This is a genomic window from Thioalkalivibrio sp. ALJ2, assembly GCF_000378325.1.
Lineage (GTDB): Bacteria > Pseudomonadota > Gammaproteobacteria > Ectothiorhodospirales > Ectothiorhodospiraceae > Thioalkalivibrio.
Genome location: NZ_KB899560.1, coordinates 1 through 17,710, shown reverse-complemented (window position 1 = coordinate 17,710; position 17,710 = coordinate 1). Strand labels below are relative to the sequence as shown.

General features: G+C 66.1%; 18 protein-coding genes and 1 pseudogene. 2 read left to right on the top strand and 17 right to left on the bottom strand.

Annotated features, from left to right (window positions below; translation table 11 throughout):
- Positions 1-10 precede the first annotated feature (10 nt).
- Positions 11-1,675, top strand: a complete 1,665-nt coding sequence (locus F468_RS0112520; RefSeq protein ID WP_018995296.1) for an ExeM/NucH family extracellular endonuclease — start codon at positions 11-13, stop codon at positions 1,673-1,675.
- Here F468_RS0112520 and F468_RS0112515 read toward each other — a convergent pair.
- The 11 genes from F468_RS0112515 to F468_RS0112465 form a co-directional block, all read right to left on the bottom strand.
- Positions 1,672-2,604: a mechanosensitive ion channel family protein gene (locus F468_RS0112515; protein ID WP_018995295.1), complete on the bottom strand. Its 933-nt coding sequence runs from the start codon at positions 2,602-2,604 to the stop codon at positions 1,672-1,674. The genes F468_RS0112520 and F468_RS0112515 overlap by 4 nt on opposite strands.
- An 11-nt stretch (positions 2,605-2,615) precedes the next feature.
- The gene (locus tag F468_RS0112510; protein WP_018139677.1) at positions 2,616-3,422 is read right to left on the bottom strand and encodes a hypothetical protein; all 807 of its coding nucleotides are present in this window, start codon (positions 3,420-3,422) and stop codon (positions 2,616-2,618) included.
- Positions 3,423-3,479: 57 nt separating this feature from the next.
- Positions 3,480-4,565, bottom strand: coding sequence for a PA0069 family radical SAM protein (locus F468_RS0112505; RefSeq protein WP_018139676.1), 1,086 nt, complete (start codon positions 4,563-4,565; stop codon positions 3,480-3,482).
- 287 nt (positions 4,566-4,852) lie between these two features.
- Positions 4,853-5,221: a DUF1992 domain-containing protein gene (locus tag F468_RS0112500; protein ID WP_018139675.1), complete on the bottom strand. Its 369-nt coding sequence runs from the start codon at positions 5,219-5,221 to the stop codon at positions 4,853-4,855.
- Positions 5,222-5,224: 3 nt separating this feature from the next.
- Complete coding sequence (locus tag F468_RS0112495; protein WP_018995294.1) at positions 5,225-5,716, bottom strand: O-acetyl-ADP-ribose deacetylase; 492 nt, start codon at positions 5,714-5,716, stop codon at positions 5,225-5,227.
- Positions 5,717-5,723: 7 nt separating this feature from the next.
- Complete coding sequence (locus F468_RS0112490) at positions 5,724-6,188, bottom strand: hypothetical protein (protein WP_018139673.1); 465 nt, start codon at positions 6,186-6,188, stop codon at positions 5,724-5,726.
- Between the two features lie 123 nt (positions 6,189-6,311).
- On the bottom strand, positions 6,312-7,349 hold the full coding sequence (gene pyrC / locus F468_RS0112485) for a dihydroorotase (RefSeq protein WP_018995293.1): 1,038 nt from the start codon (positions 7,347-7,349) through the stop codon (positions 6,312-6,314).
- Between the two features lie 66 nt (positions 7,350-7,415).
- Positions 7,416-7,673: a DUF167 domain-containing protein gene (locus F468_RS0112480; RefSeq protein WP_231373187.1), complete on the bottom strand. Its 258-nt coding sequence runs from the start codon at positions 7,671-7,673 to the stop codon at positions 7,416-7,418.
- A 5-nt stretch (positions 7,674-7,678) separates the two neighbouring features.
- A complete protein-coding gene (locus F468_RS0112475; protein WP_018994211.1) occupies positions 7,679-8,425 on the bottom strand; it encodes a class I SAM-dependent methyltransferase in 747 nt (248 codons plus the stop codon).
- Positions 8,426-8,496: 71 nt separating this feature from the next.
- Complete coding sequence (locus F468_RS0112470) at positions 8,497-9,390, bottom strand: hypothetical protein (RefSeq protein ID WP_018995291.1); 894 nt, start codon at positions 9,388-9,390, stop codon at positions 8,497-8,499.
- Positions 9,391-9,554: 164 nt separating this feature from the next.
- Positions 9,555-10,412, bottom strand: a complete 858-nt coding sequence (locus F468_RS0112465; protein ID WP_018995290.1) for an alpha/beta hydrolase — start codon at positions 10,410-10,412, stop codon at positions 9,555-9,557.
- A 118-nt stretch (positions 10,413-10,530) separates the two neighbouring features.
- Between F468_RS0112465 and F468_RS0112460 the strand changes: the two genes are divergently transcribed.
- Positions 10,531-12,732 carry a bifunctional (p)ppGpp synthetase/guanosine-3',5'-bis(diphosphate) 3'-pyrophosphohydrolase gene (locus tag F468_RS0112460; protein ID WP_018995289.1) on the top strand — a complete coding sequence of 734 codons (2,202 nt, stop codon included), beginning with the start codon at positions 10,531-10,533 and terminating at the stop codon, positions 12,730-12,732.
- 108 nt (positions 12,733-12,840) lie between these two features.
- Here the strand turns inward: F468_RS0112460 and F468_RS0112455 are convergent, their stop codons facing one another.
- From F468_RS0112455 to F468_RS14355, 6 genes and pseudogenes are all read right to left on the bottom strand, one after another.
- Positions 12,841-13,224 carry a flagellar protein FliT gene (locus F468_RS0112455; protein ID WP_018995288.1) on the bottom strand — a complete coding sequence of 128 codons (384 nt, stop codon included), beginning with the start codon at positions 13,222-13,224 and terminating at the stop codon, positions 12,841-12,843.
- Positions 13,225-13,273: 49 nt separating this feature from the next.
- Positions 13,274-13,687 carry a flagellar export chaperone FliS gene (gene fliS, locus F468_RS0112450; protein ID WP_018173933.1) on the bottom strand — a complete coding sequence of 138 codons (414 nt, stop codon included), beginning with the start codon at positions 13,685-13,687 and terminating at the stop codon, positions 13,274-13,276.
- 38 nt (positions 13,688-13,725) lie between these two features.
- Positions 13,726-15,087 carry a flagellar filament capping protein FliD gene (fliD, locus tag F468_RS0112445; RefSeq protein ID WP_018995287.1) on the bottom strand — a complete coding sequence of 454 codons (1,362 nt, stop codon included), beginning with the start codon at positions 15,085-15,087 and terminating at the stop codon, positions 13,726-13,728.
- A 529-nt stretch (positions 15,088-15,616) separates the two neighbouring features.
- Positions 15,617-16,828, bottom strand: a complete 1,212-nt coding sequence (locus tag F468_RS0112440; protein WP_018995286.1) for a flagellin — start codon at positions 16,826-16,828, stop codon at positions 15,617-15,619.
- 226 nt (positions 16,829-17,054) lie between these two features.
- A pseudogene (locus F468_RS14775) lies at positions 17,055-17,330 on the bottom strand (flagellar protein FlaG); the annotation flags it as partial.
- Positions 17,331-17,560: 230 nt separating this feature from the next.
- On the bottom strand, positions 17,561-17,710 hold a 150-nt coding region (locus F468_RS14355), incomplete at its 5' end, for a flagellin (protein ID WP_255349417.1).

Genomic DNA, 17,710 nt, shown 5'->3' with positions numbered 1-17,710 from the left:
GGACGCCGCCATGGATCGGCACGTGACCTCCCGCCGACCGCTATCGGCCGCAACCCCGCTGCTTGTGGCCCTTGCGCTTGCCGCACCGCCTGCGCTTGCGCTGGCACCCGCCTGCCCGTCCGACAGAGCCAGCCTCACGACCGACGAACTGCTGGCCGAACCTCCGGCGGACGACGCCTCCGTCGTTCTGGAGGGCATCGTGACCGGCGTCTTCATGGGCGACGATCAACTGGGCGGCTTCTACCTGCAGAACGACGAGTCCGACAGGCCAACCGGGCTGTTCGTCTATGCCCCGCGCCAAGAGCCGGTTACGCCGGGTGATCGGTTGCGCGTACAGGGCCGCTTTGGCCATCACCACGGCCGTCCCCAGCTCGCCCGCATCGACGGCATCGAGACCTGCGGAAACGGTCGGCTGCCCGAGCCGGTGACACTCGAGCTCCCGCGCGACGCCGAACGACTGTCTGACTTCGAGGACGTGCGCGTGCGCTTTGATCAGACGCTGACCGTATCGGGCCACCATGAACTCGAGCGCTACGGCAACCTGAAACTCTCCGCCGGCGGGCGCCTGTGGCACCCGGGACAAACGGGCGCGTTCGACGACCACGACCATGCCGAACGCCGCATCGTGCTGGACGATGGCAGCTACCGCGCCCGTCCGGACCCCATCCCCTATCTCGACGACCAGGGGACGCGGCGCGTCGGCAGCCAGGTCACGGGCCTGACCGGCATCCTGACCCACGCCTTCGATGCCCACCGCCTGCATCCGACCGAAACGCCTGAGTGGGAGGGGGGCACCCGACCCGAGGCGCCGAACCCGGCGACAGGCGGTGCACTGCGCATCGTTACTGCCAACATGGAGAATGACTTTGTCACGCTGGGCGAGCGTGGCGCGGCCAATCGCGCCGAACGCCAGCGGCAGGAGGCCAAGCTGAATGCCGCCCTGCTCCCTCTGAACGCCGACCTGATTGCGGCCATCGAACTGGAAAACCGCCCCGTCGCCCGCGAACGCCTGATCGAGCGCCTGAATCAGCACGGCGACCTCACCTACGAGGCGGTACGGCATCCCGCGCCGGGGACGGACGCGATCAAGGTGGGCATAACCTACCGCCCCGATCGGCTGAAATTACTGGAAGTCGTCGCCGACGAAGACCGTGTGCATCACCGTCCACCGCTGCTTGCATGGTTCGGCACACCGGAAGGTGAACCCCTGTTCGGAGTCGTGGCGGTGCACTTCAAGGCCAAATCCGGATGTCCGTCCAGCGGTGACGTCGATCACGGCCAGGGCTGCTGGAACGAGCGGCGCACGGCCCAGGCCGAACGCCTGGCACAGTGGATCGAACAGGAGCGTCGCGACGGGCTGCCCGTGATCATTGCCGGCGACCTGAACGCCTACGCCGCGGAAGACCCGCTCCGTGTGCTACGCGAGGCGGGGAAACGGGATCTGGTCCATACCGAGCCTGACCGGGCCTACAGCTATGTCTTTCGCGGCCAGTCCGGGCAACTGGACTACTTGCTCGGCCCCGGGGGAATCGCTGAACACGTCGGGGACGCCGGCTCCTGGGCGATCAACGCCGACGAACCGGCCTTTCTGGGATTTGACGGGAGCCAGCCCGTCGACGGGCCATGGCGCGCCTCCGACCACGACCCCGTCTGGCTGGACCTGCGGGTCGACTAGTCACGCGTCGAGGGCTGCCCTGACTCTGCAGCCTCGGCGTCGCCCCCCGATTCGGCAGCCTTTTGGGCGGCTTCGGCCTCCTCCTCGCTCAGATTGTCCTGGATAAGCCGCACGGGGATCGGCCCGCCATCGATATGGCTCAGCGTGCGCTGCGGGAACGGGATCTCGATACCCGCCTCGTCCAGAGCGGCCTTCACCTGCATGTGCATGCTGTTGCGCAAATCCAGGAATTTCTCGCGCCGCGCCCAGACGGACAACTGAATCTTCAGCGCGGAATCCCCGTACTCGAGGAAGATGAACAGCGGTTTGGGTTCCTCCAGACAGACCGGATTGCGATCCGCCACGTCCATCAGAATGTCGCGCAGCGCCTTCAGGTCGGTGCGATAGGCCACCCCGATCTGCATGTCCAGGCGGCGGATCGGGAAGCGCGTCATATTGGTGATCTGCGACTTCACCAGGCTCTCGTTCGGCACCCGCACCAGTAAGTTGTCGAAGGTACGCAGCTTCACCGATAGCAGGTCGATGGACAGCACCTCCCCGGTCGCGTCCCCCACCTTGATGATGTCACCCACCGAGAAGGGCCGCTCCCCGATCAGGAACAGCCCCGAGATCAGGTTGGACGCCGAGGTCTGCGAGGCAAAGCCCAGCGCGACCGTCAGGATGCCGGCCGCCCCCAGCAGCACGGTGAGATCGAAACCCAGCTCGCGCAGCCCGGACACAACCGCCAGGACGATAATCACGTAGAAGCTGATGCGGCGCATCAGCATGATCTGCTGGGCATCCATATGCCGGCCGAAGGCACGCGTAAGGTTGCGCGAGACCAGTCGCGCCACGATCAACCCGACGACGATGTAGAGCGAGGCCCGCAGCGCGGCCAGAAAGCCGTCGCTGGTCAGAAAGTCCATGGTGCCTTGTATCCAGCCGTCCATTCAGTGTTTCCCTATTGGAACAGGGCGCTGAACGCCCGCACCATCACATGCCGCCCGCCCACCTCGCGCGGCTCGGCGATCCGCTCGGCCCCCTCGGCCTCAGCGGGCGGCCCGGCATCGATCTTCATCGCCGCCATGTCCTTGTCTTCCTCGCGCTCCATGCGGACCGCCGGGGTCCACAGGCGGTTGTGGCGATCGGCATAGACCGGCAGACGCGGCACCGGCAGGTTCACGCGCTCCAGGAACAGCGCATCGAGCGCCTTGTTGTGGATCGTCAGCGGCGTGACCACGCGGTGCGGACGCTCCGGGACATCCTCCAGAGCCAGCCGCGCCTGGGTGCGCGTGGCGTAGCACAGCTCCCCCTCGACCGTACTGGGACCGAACCAGGTGTCCGAAGGCACATAGACCGGGAATTCATGTGCCCGCGCATCGCCCAGATAGAACTGGACCCAGGCGGGCGAACTCAGAAACAGCGTGACCCGGCCCTGAGCCGGCACGTAGAACGGGTTTTCCGGCCGACTGACCATCGGACGGTCGGCCAGAGCGATCCGCAGTTCCGGTTGGGTGTCGCCGGTAGCACCGGCGAAGCGCAGACGCTCGGAGAGCGACTCGGGCCACTCGGCGTCGGTCGGTACCTCGATATCCAGCGTCGCATCGGCGGCGTCGCGCGGCCGGTCCAGGCCCAGGCGCCATTCCGCCGGGGTATGTTCGAGCCAGATATCCAGCGGCCCGACGGACCAGCGTCCGATACGCCCCTGTGGCAACGACCAGCGCCCCCACCAGGTCGGCCGCTTCCCTGTCTTGTCCTTGTCGGTCATCCCTGGTGGTGTCCTGTGTCCGTTGCCGATGTGCTCGACGACCACTGTAGCGCACTCCTAAAACAGATCCATCTGGGGGCCGCGGTCGGCCTCCGGTGCTGCCGGCGGGGAGAAGCGCGTCGTATCCAGTTCCGCCAGGCGGCCGGCCAGACCCGCACGGCGCCGGGCCAGGCGAAAGCGCTGACGCAGCAGTGTTGCATAGGGGCCCGCCCCGACCATCCGGTGGCCGAAGGTCGAATCGTACAACTGGCCCCCGTGCGCCTCGCGCAAGCGCTGCAGCACATGGTCCGCTTTCAGCGGGTGGTACGTGCGCAGCCAGTCCTCGAACAACGGCGCCACCTCCCGCGGCAGGCGCAACAGGACATAGCCGGCGCTGCTCGCCCCGGCCTCGCGCGCTGCGTCCAGCAACGATTCGAGCTCGCCGTCAGTCAGCACCGGGATCAGGGGCGCGACCAGCACCGCCACCGGCACCCCGGCCTCGCTCAGTCGCCGCATGGTTTCCAGACGCCGCTGGGGCGCGGCCGCGCGGGGTTCCAGATGGCGCGACAGCGCCCGATCCAGCGTGGTCACGGAGACCGCCACCTGAACCAGCCCCTCCTCCGCCATGGGTCCCAGCAGGTCGAGGTCCCGTTCAACCAGCGCGGACTTGGTCACGATCGAGACCGGATGCCGCGCCTCGGCTAGCACCTCCAGGACCTCCCGCGTAATACGCCACTCGCGCTCCACGGGCTGATAGGCATCCGTATTGATGCCCAGAGCCAACGGGGTCACGCGGTGCGCGGGGCGTGCCAGTTCGCGGCGCAGGCAGTCGGCCGCGCCCACCTTGGCGAATAATCGGCTCTCGAAATCCAGCCCCGGCGACAGCCCGACATAGGCATGTGCCGGTCGCGCGAAACAGTACGCGCAGCCGTGCTCACAGCCCCGGTAAGGGTTCAGCGACAGCTCGAACGGGACATCCGGCGACTGGTTCCAGGACAGCGCCTTGCGTGGGTGCTCCGGTGTCACCTCGGTGCGCAGCGGCCGAGGCTCCTCGTCGTCGCCCACCCAGCCATCGTCAAACGCTTCGCGGTGGGTGGTTTCGAAGCGCGCGAGGGGCTGGATCGTCGCGCCGCGGCCACGAACCGGTCCATCACGCTGGTTCATCGGCGCGGGCCGTCAAGGGAAGCACTGATCCATGTACACGCTCGCGCTCGAGTCGCTTTAGCGTGCGAACAAGGCGCGGCGACTGCCGTGCAGTCATTCTGCACAAGGGAGCCGCAACGCCGTGCGCGCACCCGTTTTTGATAACAACGGGCGGCCGAGCCCCTTCGGGGTTGGCACCCCAGGTTCCCCGATCCCGCGTTGCGTCCCTTGTCGGTAGAACCACTACCGGCTACGCACCGCGCCCTGTCTCGGAAAACCTGGGGTGCCAACGCGAGTGTGTACATGGATCAGTGTTTCCCTAGCCGCTCGCAGAGCTGGCGAAAATACCCGGATTCGGAGATCAGGCCGCGCCCCTCTTCCGACTGGTTCAGCCGATCCAGCAGCATCCGCAGGCGCCGCGCCGCCCGGTCGCGGGTGGCCGCGTCGTCAGCGGCTTGCAGCAAGGCCTCCGCCGAGGCGATATCGCCGCGCAGGCGCACGGCCTCCGGCACATACCCTGCGTTTTTCATCACTCGAAATGCCAGCCGCAGCTCCTGTGGCACATCGCGGTCATCGTCGAGTTCCAGCGGCCGCCCGACCCCGGGCAGATCATCGAACTCGCCCCGCCGAGCGGCCTCGGCGAGCTTCGCCTCGACTTGTGTCTCGGAGAGCAGCATGCGTCACCGCTCGAGCCGGATGCGGTAGACATCCGCATCCGCCGCACTGAATGCGCAGACCACCAGGCGGCGAAACTGGTCCTCCTGCGCCCGCAGCTGTTCCAGCGCGATACCGGCCGCGCGGTCCTTGGGAAAGCGGTAGACGCCGGTGCTGATCAGGGGAAAGGCCACCTCGCGCAGGCCATATTCGATCGCCAGTTCCAGGCTTGCGCGGTAACAGGAGGCCAGCAGTGTGTCCTCGCCTGCCTGGCCGCCCTCCCACACGGGACCGACGGTGTGGATCACGTACTCGGCCGGCAGGCGAAACCCGGGGGTGATGCGCGCCTCGCCGGTCGGGCAGCCACCAAGGGCCCGGGTCGCCTCCAGCAGCTCGGGGCCAGCGGCGCGATGAATGGCCCCGTCGACACCGCCGCCGCCCAGCAGGCTCTCGTTGGCGGCGTTGACGATCGCATCCACCTCCAGGGTGGTGATGTCGCCCTGTACGACCGAGATCATGGCTGCCCTACGCCGGCACCATCCAGAGGGTCAGTGACAGCAGAATGGCCGTCATGCTCAGGCCGATCACCGGCAGCATCATGACTCCGGCCAGCGCCTCGCGCCGGAACAGGCGGAAGGCCATCCCGATGAGCGTCAGGGCCCAGCCGAAGGCGACGAAAAACGCCAGTGCAAAGATCTCGTTGCTCCACAGCACGATCAAGGCCACCGGCAGCGCCAGATTCAGGAACACCACGCCCAGCTCCTGCGAGCCGGCGGCACGCCCCGCGGTCAATGCGTAGCCATAGGCGGCCCAGACCATCACCATGCCAAACGCCAGCGCGCCTGCGGCCGGCGACTCCAGCGGCGCGCGCAGGATAGCCGCGCCATGCGGCTCCAGGCCCACGCCCAGCGCGATGATCAGCAGGCCTACCCCCACACTGATCAGCAGCCAGAACCACAGGGTTCCGCGTTGTACGTCCGGTTCGGTCATGTGCCCTCCCTGGGGTCGGAATTGGATACGTCATGCAAACAATGTCTGTACTACCGGGGACCACGGGGACGGCTCGAGGTTCGGACCCGCCACCGTCGGTGCCGGGTCCGTCACGCCGCGAGGTCAGTGGCGCGCCAGCTGCCAGGCGACCGTCTCGCCCGCACGCAGGGGTACGCCCGGGTCGTGGCCGAACAGCACCGCTTCGGGCACGGTCCAGTCCACCCGCTCCAGCGTGATGGTGTCCGTGTTGCGCGGCAGCCCGTAGAAATCCGGGCCGTGGAAGCTGGCGAAGCCCTCCAGTTTGTCCAGCGCATCCACAGAGGCGAAGGCCTCGGCATAGAACTCGATCGCCGCGTGGGCTGTATAGATGCCCGCGCAGCCACAGGCGGACTCCTTCGCATGCCGCGGGTGCGGGGCGCTGTCGGTCCCGAGGAAGAAGCGTGGGTGCCCGCCGGTAGCAGCACGCAACAGGGCCTGGCGGTGGCGCTCGCGCTTCAGGATCGGCAGGCAGTAGTGATGCGGCCGGATGCCGCCGACGAACAGCGCATTGCGGTTGTACAGAAGGTGCTGCGGGGTGATGGTCGCGGCGATATTCTCCGGGCCCGATTCGACAAACGCCACCCCCGATTCGGTCGTGGTGTGCTCCAGCACCACCCGCAGGTCCGGAAACTCGCGAATCAGCGGCTGCAGGTGGCGTTCGATAAACACCGCCTCGCGGTCGAAGATGTCGACCTCCGGATCGGTCACCTCGCCATGCACCAGGAGCGGCAGGTCGACCCGCTGCATCGCCTCGAACACGGGGTAGCAACGCCGGATATCCGACACGCCGCTGGCTGCGTTGGTCGTCGCCCCCGCCGGGTACAGCTTCACGCCGTGAATGAACCCGCTGGCCTTTGCCGCCTCGATCATCCCGGGCGTGGTCGCCTCGGTCAGATAAAGCGTCATCAGCGGCTCGAAGTCCGCTTCCTCCGGAAGCGCCGCGAGGATGCGCTCGCGATACTCGGCCGCCGCCTCTACCGTCGTCACCGGCGGCTTGAGGTTCGGCATGATGATCGCGCGGCGAAAACGCCGGGCGGTATCCGGCAGCACGCTGCCCAGCACATCGCCATCACGCAGATGCAGGTGCCAGTCGTCGGGTCGGGTAATCGTCAGACGGTTCATGGGATCCTGGAAGTGTCGCGGGAGCCCTGGCGGCCCCATTGAGGAAACGCTGATTGTATCCGGCGATCAGGATAACGCGCGGCGGATTTGCTCCTCGCCGTAACCCTCGATCGCCACGGTCTTGTCGCGCGCGGTCGCACCCGCCACGACGGTCACGTCACGGGCCGAGCAGCCCAGCGTCTTCGCCAGCAGGGCGCAAACGGCCTCGTTTGCCCGGCCTTTCTCTGGTGGGGCCTGCACGCGAAGCTTGAGGATATCCCCCATCCAGGGGCCGATAACATCGCGCTTGCTGCCCGGCGCCACGCGGACCCTAAGGCGAGCCAAACCGCCTAGTCGGCCGGCCGCGTCGCCAGGTAGGCGCTGAACACGCCGAGCTGCACTTCACGCTCGACGTCGCAGAAACCGACATCCTCCAGCACGCCCATGATCTTCTCCGGCGGCACGCACTCGTTGATCGTGTCCCAGAAATAGCGCATCAGCAGATGTCCATCCGGGTCACGGGTCAGCAGGCGGCTGAGAAACGGGATGAAGTCGCGAAAGTAGAACCGCGCCATCTTGAACTGGCGCTCCGTGCTGGGGCGCGAGACCTCGAGGATCATGCAGCGACCGCCCGGCTTGAGCACACGGAAGTACTCGCCAAACAGCTCGTGCAGGTCGCGCACATGGCGCAGGCCGTACCCCATGTACACGCGGTCGAACTGTTTGTCCGGCAGCGGCAACTGCTCGCCCAGACCCTCGATGAAGCGCGCCTTGATCGAGCGCCGGGCCACGTCGATCATGCCGCGGCTGGGATCGACACAGGTGATGTTCTCGTCACCGACCACCTTGCGCACCTCGCGCGCCACCGGGCCCGTGCCCGTCGCGACATCCAGGACATCCATACCGGGCTTCAGGCCGGACTGCTTCAGCGCGTAGCGGCGATACGCCTGGCCAGTGCCCAGAAAGCCCCAGCGCAGGATGCGGTCGTAATGCGGTGCCGTCCGGTCGAACAGGTCATCGACAAACGCCCGCTTTTCCGACTCGTCGCCGTAATAGTCCTTCAATACCGGATGCGGCTTGTACCCCGGATCATTCATCCACTTCCCCCTTCTGCGCGCCGCGCGCGCCCAATGCCAGTTCAATGCCCGCGAGAGGCGGGGCCTGCGGGCTAGCCCTCGCGGTACAGCCCTTCGATTTCCACTAACAGTTCGCTGCGGCAGATATCCCCATGCAGCAGCAGGATGTCGACGTCTTCGCCCAGGCACTCGCGCAGATGCCGCTGCGCGCGAGCACCGTCTGCCCGGTGGCGCAGATAGACCTTCAGCATCGAGAGGTCGCCGGGATCGCGCAGAGCCACAGCGCCCTCCTCGGAGGCCGCCGCCAGCAGCACCCCGATATTGCGCAGGCTCTCGTCGATCTGGGCCTCGAGATCCTCCGCGTGCCGGCTTTCGTGGCCTACGATGCTGGCCGTGCCGGAGATGAACAGTTCCGCGGCCCCGCACGCCTCCTGGCTCATCCGCGCCCGCGCGAACGACGGGCTGCGCGGCCCGTACTGCCGCGGATAGCGAAACGCGCTGACCTGGCGCGGATTCTCGATCCGCAGCGTGGCCTCGCGCATGGCGATGAAGTAGATCAGCATGCCGTCGGCATGCGTGCCAATGGCCGTCGCCGCCGGCAGGTGCCGCTCGAAATCCGGCAGGGCCTCGAACACCCGGGCACGCCCGGCACAAAAACTGCGATAGCGCTCCTGGCCGTTCAGTTCCTGGTTGATCGCAGGGAAGTAGTTCCAGGCCCGCACCAGGTGTTCGAACCCCCGCTCCTGGCATGCCTCGAGGATCGCATGATAGGCCTGCTCGGTGATGGCCCCGGGGTCCTCGGCGGCGCCATGCGGCCGATACCAGCAGCCCACGAGCCGGTCCCCCGCATGCGCCAGCATCAGGTCATCGATCTGCTCGGTGCGCACCGCACCCGCTGCGTACCAGAGCTCGGGCGCCGCCTCGCGGCCTTCCGGGATCTCCAGCGGCTCGAGGCCAAGGGCAATATCGATGCCGTCCGGGCGCAACGTGGCCCCGGTAACGGGACCGAAACGCAGCGTGAGTACCGGTGCGTCACCCCGGCCTTCCTGCCGGCTGATCGCGAGACCCGGTGGGCCTAATTCAAGCTGAGGCATTCATGCGTCCATGCCGTTCAAGACGGGCACAAAAGACGCCGATTCTAGCACCGCACCTACTCCCCGTCCCCATTCGTCGCATCCCGCGGGCGCAGCTCCAGACCTGCATCCTCCAGAAACGCGCGCAGCCCCTCGATGTAGCGCGAACCGGTCGCCCGAAAGGCGTCATTGTGCCCGCCGTCCATCTCCATCAATTGTGCCCCATCGCCGCCCGCCTCCAGCAGGCGTTCGGCATGCGCAAACGGCACGATCTCGTCCTCGCGCGCATGAGCAAACAGCAGCGGAGCCTCGATCGCCCCCACCCGTCCGAGCACGTCGTACTCATGCCGGATCAGCGCCCGCACCGGGAGCCAGGGGTAGACCTCCGCGCCGAGATCGGCGGCCGAGGTGAAGGCCGCCTCCAGGATAACGGCCGCAGGGCTCTTGGTCTCGGCCAGCCGCGCCGCCACGGCTGCGCCCAGGGAACGGCCGAACAGTACGATCTCCTCGGGTTCGTACTCCAGATGCTCGCGTAGCCAGTTCCACGCCGCACGGGCATCTTCATAGGTGCCCTCCTCGTCAGGTCGCCCCTGGCTGTTGCCGTACCCACGGTAGTCGATGATCAGCACCGCGAGCCCCAGATGATGGAACTGCTCGAGCGACTCCAGGCGGTGGCCGATATTCCCCGCATTGCCATGCAGGAACAGCAAGACCGGCGCATCATCCTCCGGACCCGGCAGGTACCACCCTTGCAGCCGCACGCCGTCTTCGGTCTCCAGCGTCACGTCCTCGTACTCCAGGCCGATATGCGCGGGACTGCCGACCACATTGCTGCTGGGCATGTAGATCAGCCGGTCCTGCGTCAGGTAGATCAGCCCCACGAACAGGGCATACCCAACCGCCAGAATCAGCGCCAGTTTGAACAGGTTCAGCATGATCCGATCGTGACCCGGCATGGGTCCGATGGCAAGCCAAACCGGTAGGCCGTCGTATGAATCCCCTTCGGACAAAGCCTTTGCCCGGCGGACGGCTGACGTACAATACCTAGCGATCATGCGCCATTCGCTACTCACCAACACCGAGCTGCAGGGCCTGGACCGCGACCAGCTGGTCGCGCGCTTTGCCGGGCCCAACGGCGATGCCGCGTCGGCAACCGCGCTGGCGGATGCGCTGGACCTGGCGCTGGCTTCGGTGGATGCCTCCGGCCTGGAGTCTCATCCGCTGGACGTGGCCGAGGTCCTGCGCCATCTGAACGTGGACCGGCAGACCATCACCGCCGCGCTCCTGGTCAGCGCCTATCTGGCCCGACAGATCGACGAGCGCGCCCTCAAGGAGCGCTTTGGCGACTCGATTGCGCGCTTGACCGTCAACGTCGCGGCCCTGGTCAGCCGTCGCTTCGAGGCCCCGGTCGGACGACCGGAACAGGCCGAACGCCTGCGCCGCATGCTGATGGCGATGGTCGACGACGTGCGCGCGGTGCTGATCAAGCTCGCCTACCGGGTGCAGCACCTGCGCCTGACCGTGAAGGAGCCGGACGACGGCGCGCGTGTGCTCGCCCAGGAGACCCTGGACGTGATCGCCCCGCTGGCGAACCGCCTGGGCGTGGGCCAGCTGAAATGGGAGATGGAAGACCTCGCGCTGCGCATCCTCGAACCCGAGACCTACCGCGAGATCGCCAAGGGGCTGGAGGAGAACCGCACTGAGCGCGAGACGTATGTAGAGCGCTTCGCCCATACCCTGCGCGACCGGCTGGCCGAAGCCGGCATCCAGGCGCGCGTGTTCGGACGGCCCAAGCACATCTACAGCATCTGGAAGAAGATGCAGCGCAAGCAGACCTCGCTGGACGAGCTCTACGACCTGCGCGCCACCCGCGTAATCGTCGATGAGCTCGCCACCTGCTACACCGTGCTCGGCATCGTGCACAACGACTGGCGCCACCTGCCCAGCGAGTTCGATGACTACATCGCCAATCCCAAGGACAACGGCTACCAGTCGTTGCACACGGCGGTGGTCGGCCCCGAGGGCAAGGTCGTCGAGGTGCAGATCCGGACCCGCGAGATGGACGACTTCGCCGAACTCGGGGTCGCCGCGCACTGGCGCTACAAGGAGGGTGGGCGCGAGGATCAGGCGCTGAACCGCGCGATCAGCAGCCTGCGCCAGTTGCTGGAGGCCGCCGACAACTCCGACCAGAACCTGCTCGACGAGATCCAGAGCGAGCCGCTGCACCAGCGCGTATTTGTGCTCACACCCCAGGGCGAGGTGATGGACCTGACCCAGGGCGCCACGCCACTGGACTTCGCCTACGCCGTGCACACCGAGGTCGGCCACCGCTGCCGGGGGGCCAAGGTGGACGGGCATATCGTCCCGCTGACCTACAAGCTGAAATCCGGCGAACGCGTCGAGGTGCTGACCACCCGCGAGGGCGGCCCCAGCCGCGACTGGCTCAACCCCAATCTCGGCTACCTGAACACCGCCCGCGCCCGCTCCAAGGTACGCACCTGGTTCCGCCAGCAGCACCAGGACGAACACCTGGCCACCGGCAAACACCTGATCGACCGGGAATGTCAGCGTCTGGGCTGCGGTTCCAATCTGGACCGCAATGCGCTCGCCGAAGCCATGAAGTTCCAGACCTTCGACGAGCTGCTGATCGCGCTCGGCGCCGGGGATATCACCACGAACCAGATCGCCGGGCGCATCTCCCAGCAGCTGCGCGAGCAGCGCCAGGCGGAAAAGGCCCGTGCCGAACAGGCGGCCCCCCCGCAACCCGCAGAACCGCGCCGCGAAGAACGCATCCAGGACGACGAGATCCGCATCCGCGGCGTCGGCGGCCTGCTGACCTCCCGCGCGCGCTGCTGCAACCCGCAACCGGGCGACCCGATCGTCGGCTTCATCACCCGCGGCGCCGGCGTCTCCGTCCACCGCAGCGACTGCGTCAACATCCTGCGCATGCCGGAGGAGAAGCGCGGCCGCCTGATCCCCGTCTCCTGGGGCGACGAACCCGAACGCGAACCCATCACCCTCGAGCTCGAGGCCCACGACCGCGCCGGCCTGCTCGGCGAAGTCGGCAATGCCTTCTCCGCCAGCGGCATCAACCTGCTGCGCGTGAACACCCGCACCGACCCCTACGACCGCAGCGTGCACATGGAACTCGAAGCCGAGATCACCGACCTCGGCGAACTCAGCACCCTGTTCGACCGCCTGCAATCCCTCGGCAGCGTCCAGTCCGTGCGCCGCATCCCCAACCCGTCAGCCTGAGCCCGGCTACGTAAGCACTACTGCATCGTCCAGAGGGCTGGCCTCCTACGCCAACACGGCCACCTGTAGGAGCGCAGCCCTCTGCGCGATCCAACGTTGGACAGGCCCCTAACCGCCGGGCTTCATCGGCCCGGAGCGCATGGAGTTACGGCGGGTATTCTCGTAGGCGTTGGTGCCTTTCCGCCCCGCGCGAAGTTCACGCAACTGGCGGCTGGCATCGCCGCGGCGCTCGGCCAGGATCGGGACGGTTTGTTCATAGAACATCGACAGGCGTTCCAGTGCGCTGCGCAGTGCCTCGCCCGTGTCATCGCGCAACGGTACGGGCTCCTCGCCAAAGGCGCGCTCGACCAGCACACGCGCCTTCAGATCCAGCTCTTCCAGGCGGTCCCAGTCTTCTTCGCGGATGGCCTGGTCCATCAGGCCGCGTACGGCCTCCACCGCATCCTCCAGCGTTGCACCGGAGTCCTCTGTACCCGCATCGTTTGTCGTCATGATCGGCGAACGACAGCACGCGGCAATCCCGCGGTCAAGGTCAGACGCCTCAACCGGCCTTGCGCTGACGTTCCTCGGGCGGAATCTCGTCCCAGCCGGCCTTGATCTCGCGCAGAAGCTTGGCGACCTCGTCCAGCGCCGCCGGGTCGTTTTGCGCATTGCCTTCCAGCAGACGGCGGCTCATGTATTCGTACAGCGCATCCAGGTTCCCGGACAGTTCGGGGTTGTGCTTGTGGTCCAGTACCGCACGCAGTGACTCGACGATATCGATCGCCTTGCCGATCTTCTCGCCCTTCAGGCCCACATTGCCCTGTTGCATCGCGCCCTTGGCCACCGCAATGCGCTCAAGCGCGCCCTCAAACAGCATCTGGATCAGCCGGTGCGGATTGGCCACCTGCGCCTCGGCCAGCGCGCCGGCCTGACGATATTGGTTGACCCCTCGATTCGATGCCGGTCCGTACATCTGTCTGTCTCCGTTATCCATTCACCGCGTGGCGGCGACTATCGCCGAGAGTTGTTCTGCGCCAGCGGCATGTTCGCCAGCTGATTGGTCAGGAAATCACCAGTGCTCTGCATTTGTGCAACGGCGGAGTCCATTCGAGAGAACTGCCCGATAAGCCGGCTCTCCATTCGCTCAAGCCGCACATCAAGCCTTTCCCGTTGCTGTTCTATACGCTCCAGATCGCCGCGAAGTCCATCGGTCCGATTCCCAATCAGCCCATCCGGCCCAACGAAGGTCCTCGCCACCTCTTCCATGCGCCCGCCGACCTCACGAACTACCTCCGAAATACTTTCGAAGTCGTTGTTATCCATTGCCTGATTAAAGCGACTGGTGTCGAAATTCAGCGTCCCGTCGCGATTCGAGACGATCCCCAGCTCGGCCAGCGTCTGCACCCCCGAATCCGGCACTCCGGCCGGCTGCAGCAGGGCCTCGCTCAAGCGGCTGCGTACACCCCGCACGGTACTGTCACCCGTCAGCACGGACGGCTCGTCGTCCTCCACGTTGTAGGACGTCAGTTCTCGGGTTTGTCCGACCAGCGTGTTGTACTGCTCGACAAAGCCCTGCAGAGCCTCTCGCAGTGCGCTCTGATCTTCCCGCACCGAGACAGTAGCCGGCGCCGCGGAGGTGCCCTGCAATTCGATCGTGACGCCTTCGATGGTGTCGTCCAGGGTGTTGGTGGCGCTGGTCACGGTCACGCCGTCGATTACCGCCTCGGCATTCTGCGCCGCACGCGTCTCGACCAGGTTGCTGCCATCCAGGCGCGACAGGCCACTACCGGCCGGGTCCTCGGTCGCGGTCAGCGAGATCGTGTTGTCCGCCCCCGTCTCGGAGGCGTTCAGCACCAGCCGCGCGCCGTTACCATCGTTCACAATGGACGCACGCACGCCCGCGCCGGCCTCGTTAATGGCATCGCGCACATCGCGCAGCGTGTCGCCTTCCTCGACATTGATCGTCACCGGGCTGCTATCCCCCAGCTGCAATTGCAGCTGCCCGGCCCCGACCTCGGCATCACCGTCCGCAAAATCCCCTGCGGTGGTGGCGAGGGCCTGGGCCTGCGCCAGCTGGTTCACCTGCAGCGAGAAGGCGCCATTGTCGGCGGTGCCATCGGCACTCACGGTTGCCACGCTCTCGTCGGAGATCGAGGCCGTCTGATTCAGTTCGAATCCGGACAGAGACAGCAGCGAACCCTGGAGCTGTTCGATCCCGTTGCGCAGGTTTCCGAAGGCCGAAATCTGCGCCTCGATACGCTCTTCGCGTTGATTGAAGCGCTCCTCCTTGGGAACGCGTTCGGCGTTCAGCAGGTCGCCTACAATCTGGTTCAGATCCAGGCCGGACCCCACACCCATCGCACTGATTGCCATCGTATTGCTCCTCGCAGGTCGACGTCTCGACCGCCTCTGTGCACGTACACCTTCTATAACGACAGCCTAGCGCAAATCTTGATCCCCTACTTCGAAAAATCTTCGCCGCTGCAACACGGAAAGGCCGCACCCGTTTGGATGCGGCCTAAGGAAACGCTGATTGAATCGCACGTCCGCGTTGGTGCCCCCTGTTTTCCGAGACAAGGCGCGTCGTGCAGCGGGTAGTGGTTCTACCCGCAAGCGGCGCAACGCAGGATCGGGGAACAAGGGGCACCAACCCCACAAGCCCTTGAAAGCAGGGGCTCGGCCGCCCGTTGTTGATCAAAAACGGGCGCGGGAACGGCGTTGCGGCTCCTTTGTGCAGAATGACTGCACGGCAGTCACCGCGCCTTGTTCGCACGCAAAAGCGACTCGAGCGCGAACGTGCGATTCAATCAGCGTCTCCTAAAGAAACCGGGCAGCGCTCTCGACCGGCGCCAGCGGTCCCGAGGCCGTGCGTGCCATCATTCAATGGCCAGCACGGCCCCGCTTACTGCAGCAAGGCCAGCACGTTCTGCGGAACGGCGTTCGCCTGCGACAGCACCGATGTGCCCGCCTGCTGCAGCACCTGCGCCCGCGTCAGCTCCGCCGTCTCCGCCGCGAAGTCGGCATCACGGATCCGCGAACGCGCGTCCGACAGGTTCTCGGAACTCACACCCAGGTTGTCGATGGTGGACTCGAACCGCACCTGCACCGCACCCAGCTCCGCGCGCAGGCTGTTCACCTGGGTCAGCGCACCGTCCAGCGCACCGATCGCCTGGCTAGCGCTCTCGCGAGTGATTACGTCGATGTCGTTCAGGTTGACCTGGGTTGCAGGCACCGGATCACCGAAGACCGGATATGCCAGGGCACCTCCGTCCAAATCCGTGACCGTAATGTCATCGCGCACGTCGAATTCAGCATCAAAGGCCCCGTTGATCACAATCCCCGTATTGCCCTCATTGTCTACGCGCAGAGCCGCACTCAAGCCGGCATCGGTGATAGTGCTATTCCCTGCTGCGGCATCTTGGATCGCGCTGTTGATCTCGCGCACTACCTCATCCAGCGTGGTCGGCCCAGTAAAACTCGCTGTAACCACCTCACCGGTGAATGCCCCGTCTTCGTTAAGAACGATCTCAAAAGGTCCGACGAACTGGAATCCATCTTCGATCTGCTCCTGGCTGAATCGCGCGGCGGAGATCGCCTCGGTTGTACCAAGCTCGGAGGTCCGCGAATCCACGCCGCTGACCGCAATGGTCTGACCCTGGTTCGCACCCACCTGGAAGAACAGGTCCTGCACACTGCCGTCCAGCACACGGCCACCGTTGAACTCGGTGCTGTTGGCAATCCGCGAGACCTCGGACATCAGCTGCTGAACCTCGTCGTTCAGCGCCTGACGGTCCGAAGCCGAGTTGGAATCGTTCGCCGCCTGCACCGCCAGCTCGCGTGCCCGCTGCAGCGCATCGCCTACGGTCCCCAGCGCACCCTCGGCCGTCTGCGCGAACGAAATCCCGTCATTGGAATTGCGCACCGCCTGGTTCAGACCGCGAATCTGGGTGGTAAAACGCTCGGAAATGGCCAGACCGGCCGCATCGTCCTTGGCGCTGTTGATCCGCAGCCCCGAGGACAGGCGCTCCAGACTCTGCGCGAGCGCACCCTGGGAGTTCCCCAGATTGCGCTGCGCGTTCAGCGACAGAACATTGGTGTTGATGATCTGGGACATTATCCCCTCCCTGTAAGCCCCGTAAGCTGAGGCAATGAGGGCTCGATTAGCCCTCTTTATGCGCCTGTAACGGCCGGAAAACCCGCAGCTTTAGACTCAGCCGGCAGTTTTTTGCCGTGCGTCCGGCAACCCTCCGCCACCACAACCAAAAAGGGCCGACCCCGAACCCGGGACCGGCCCTTCTGGCCACCGTCATGCGCACCGGGGCGGCGCGCCCCGGACGGCATCAGGCCTGATCCACCAGGCCTGTACCACCCAGTTCCTGATCACTCTGGAAGCGCTCCACCAGGGCCAGCACAGCCTCTGGCGGGATCTGCCGGATTACCTGCTCCCGGTCACCGTCCATTACCGTGATCACCGTGCGACCACTGGTGTCGTCCACGCTGAACTCCAGCGCCCGCTTGGTGGATTGCAGGTAGGAATTGATCGACTCCACCACTTGGTTAACCTCGTCCATGTCCATGTCCATGGCCTCGATCGCAGGTCCGGTAGAACCTCGAGCCGATGATTCCGTGTTTCCGCCCGCACGCGCGACGGCCTCCGGCCGCCCCTCGCCACGAACAGGACCCGCACCGGGACCTGGGGCCTTCGCCCCCTCGCCCCCGCGCGGGTTCACTGCCACCAGCGGTGATGTGATACTGCCGATTCCATCACTCATATCGCTGTCCTCTTCAGAAGGGGTGGATGGCGGCCTCGCCATCCACCCTCAACCAGAAGCCCGAGTGATCGAGCTTACTGCAGCAGGGCCAGCACGTTCTGCGGAACCGCATTGGCCTGCGACAGCACCGAGGTACCCGCCTGCTGCAGCACCTGGGCGCGGGTCAGCTCCGCCGTCTCCGCCGCAAAGTCCGCATCCCGGATCCGCGAACGCGCATCCGACAG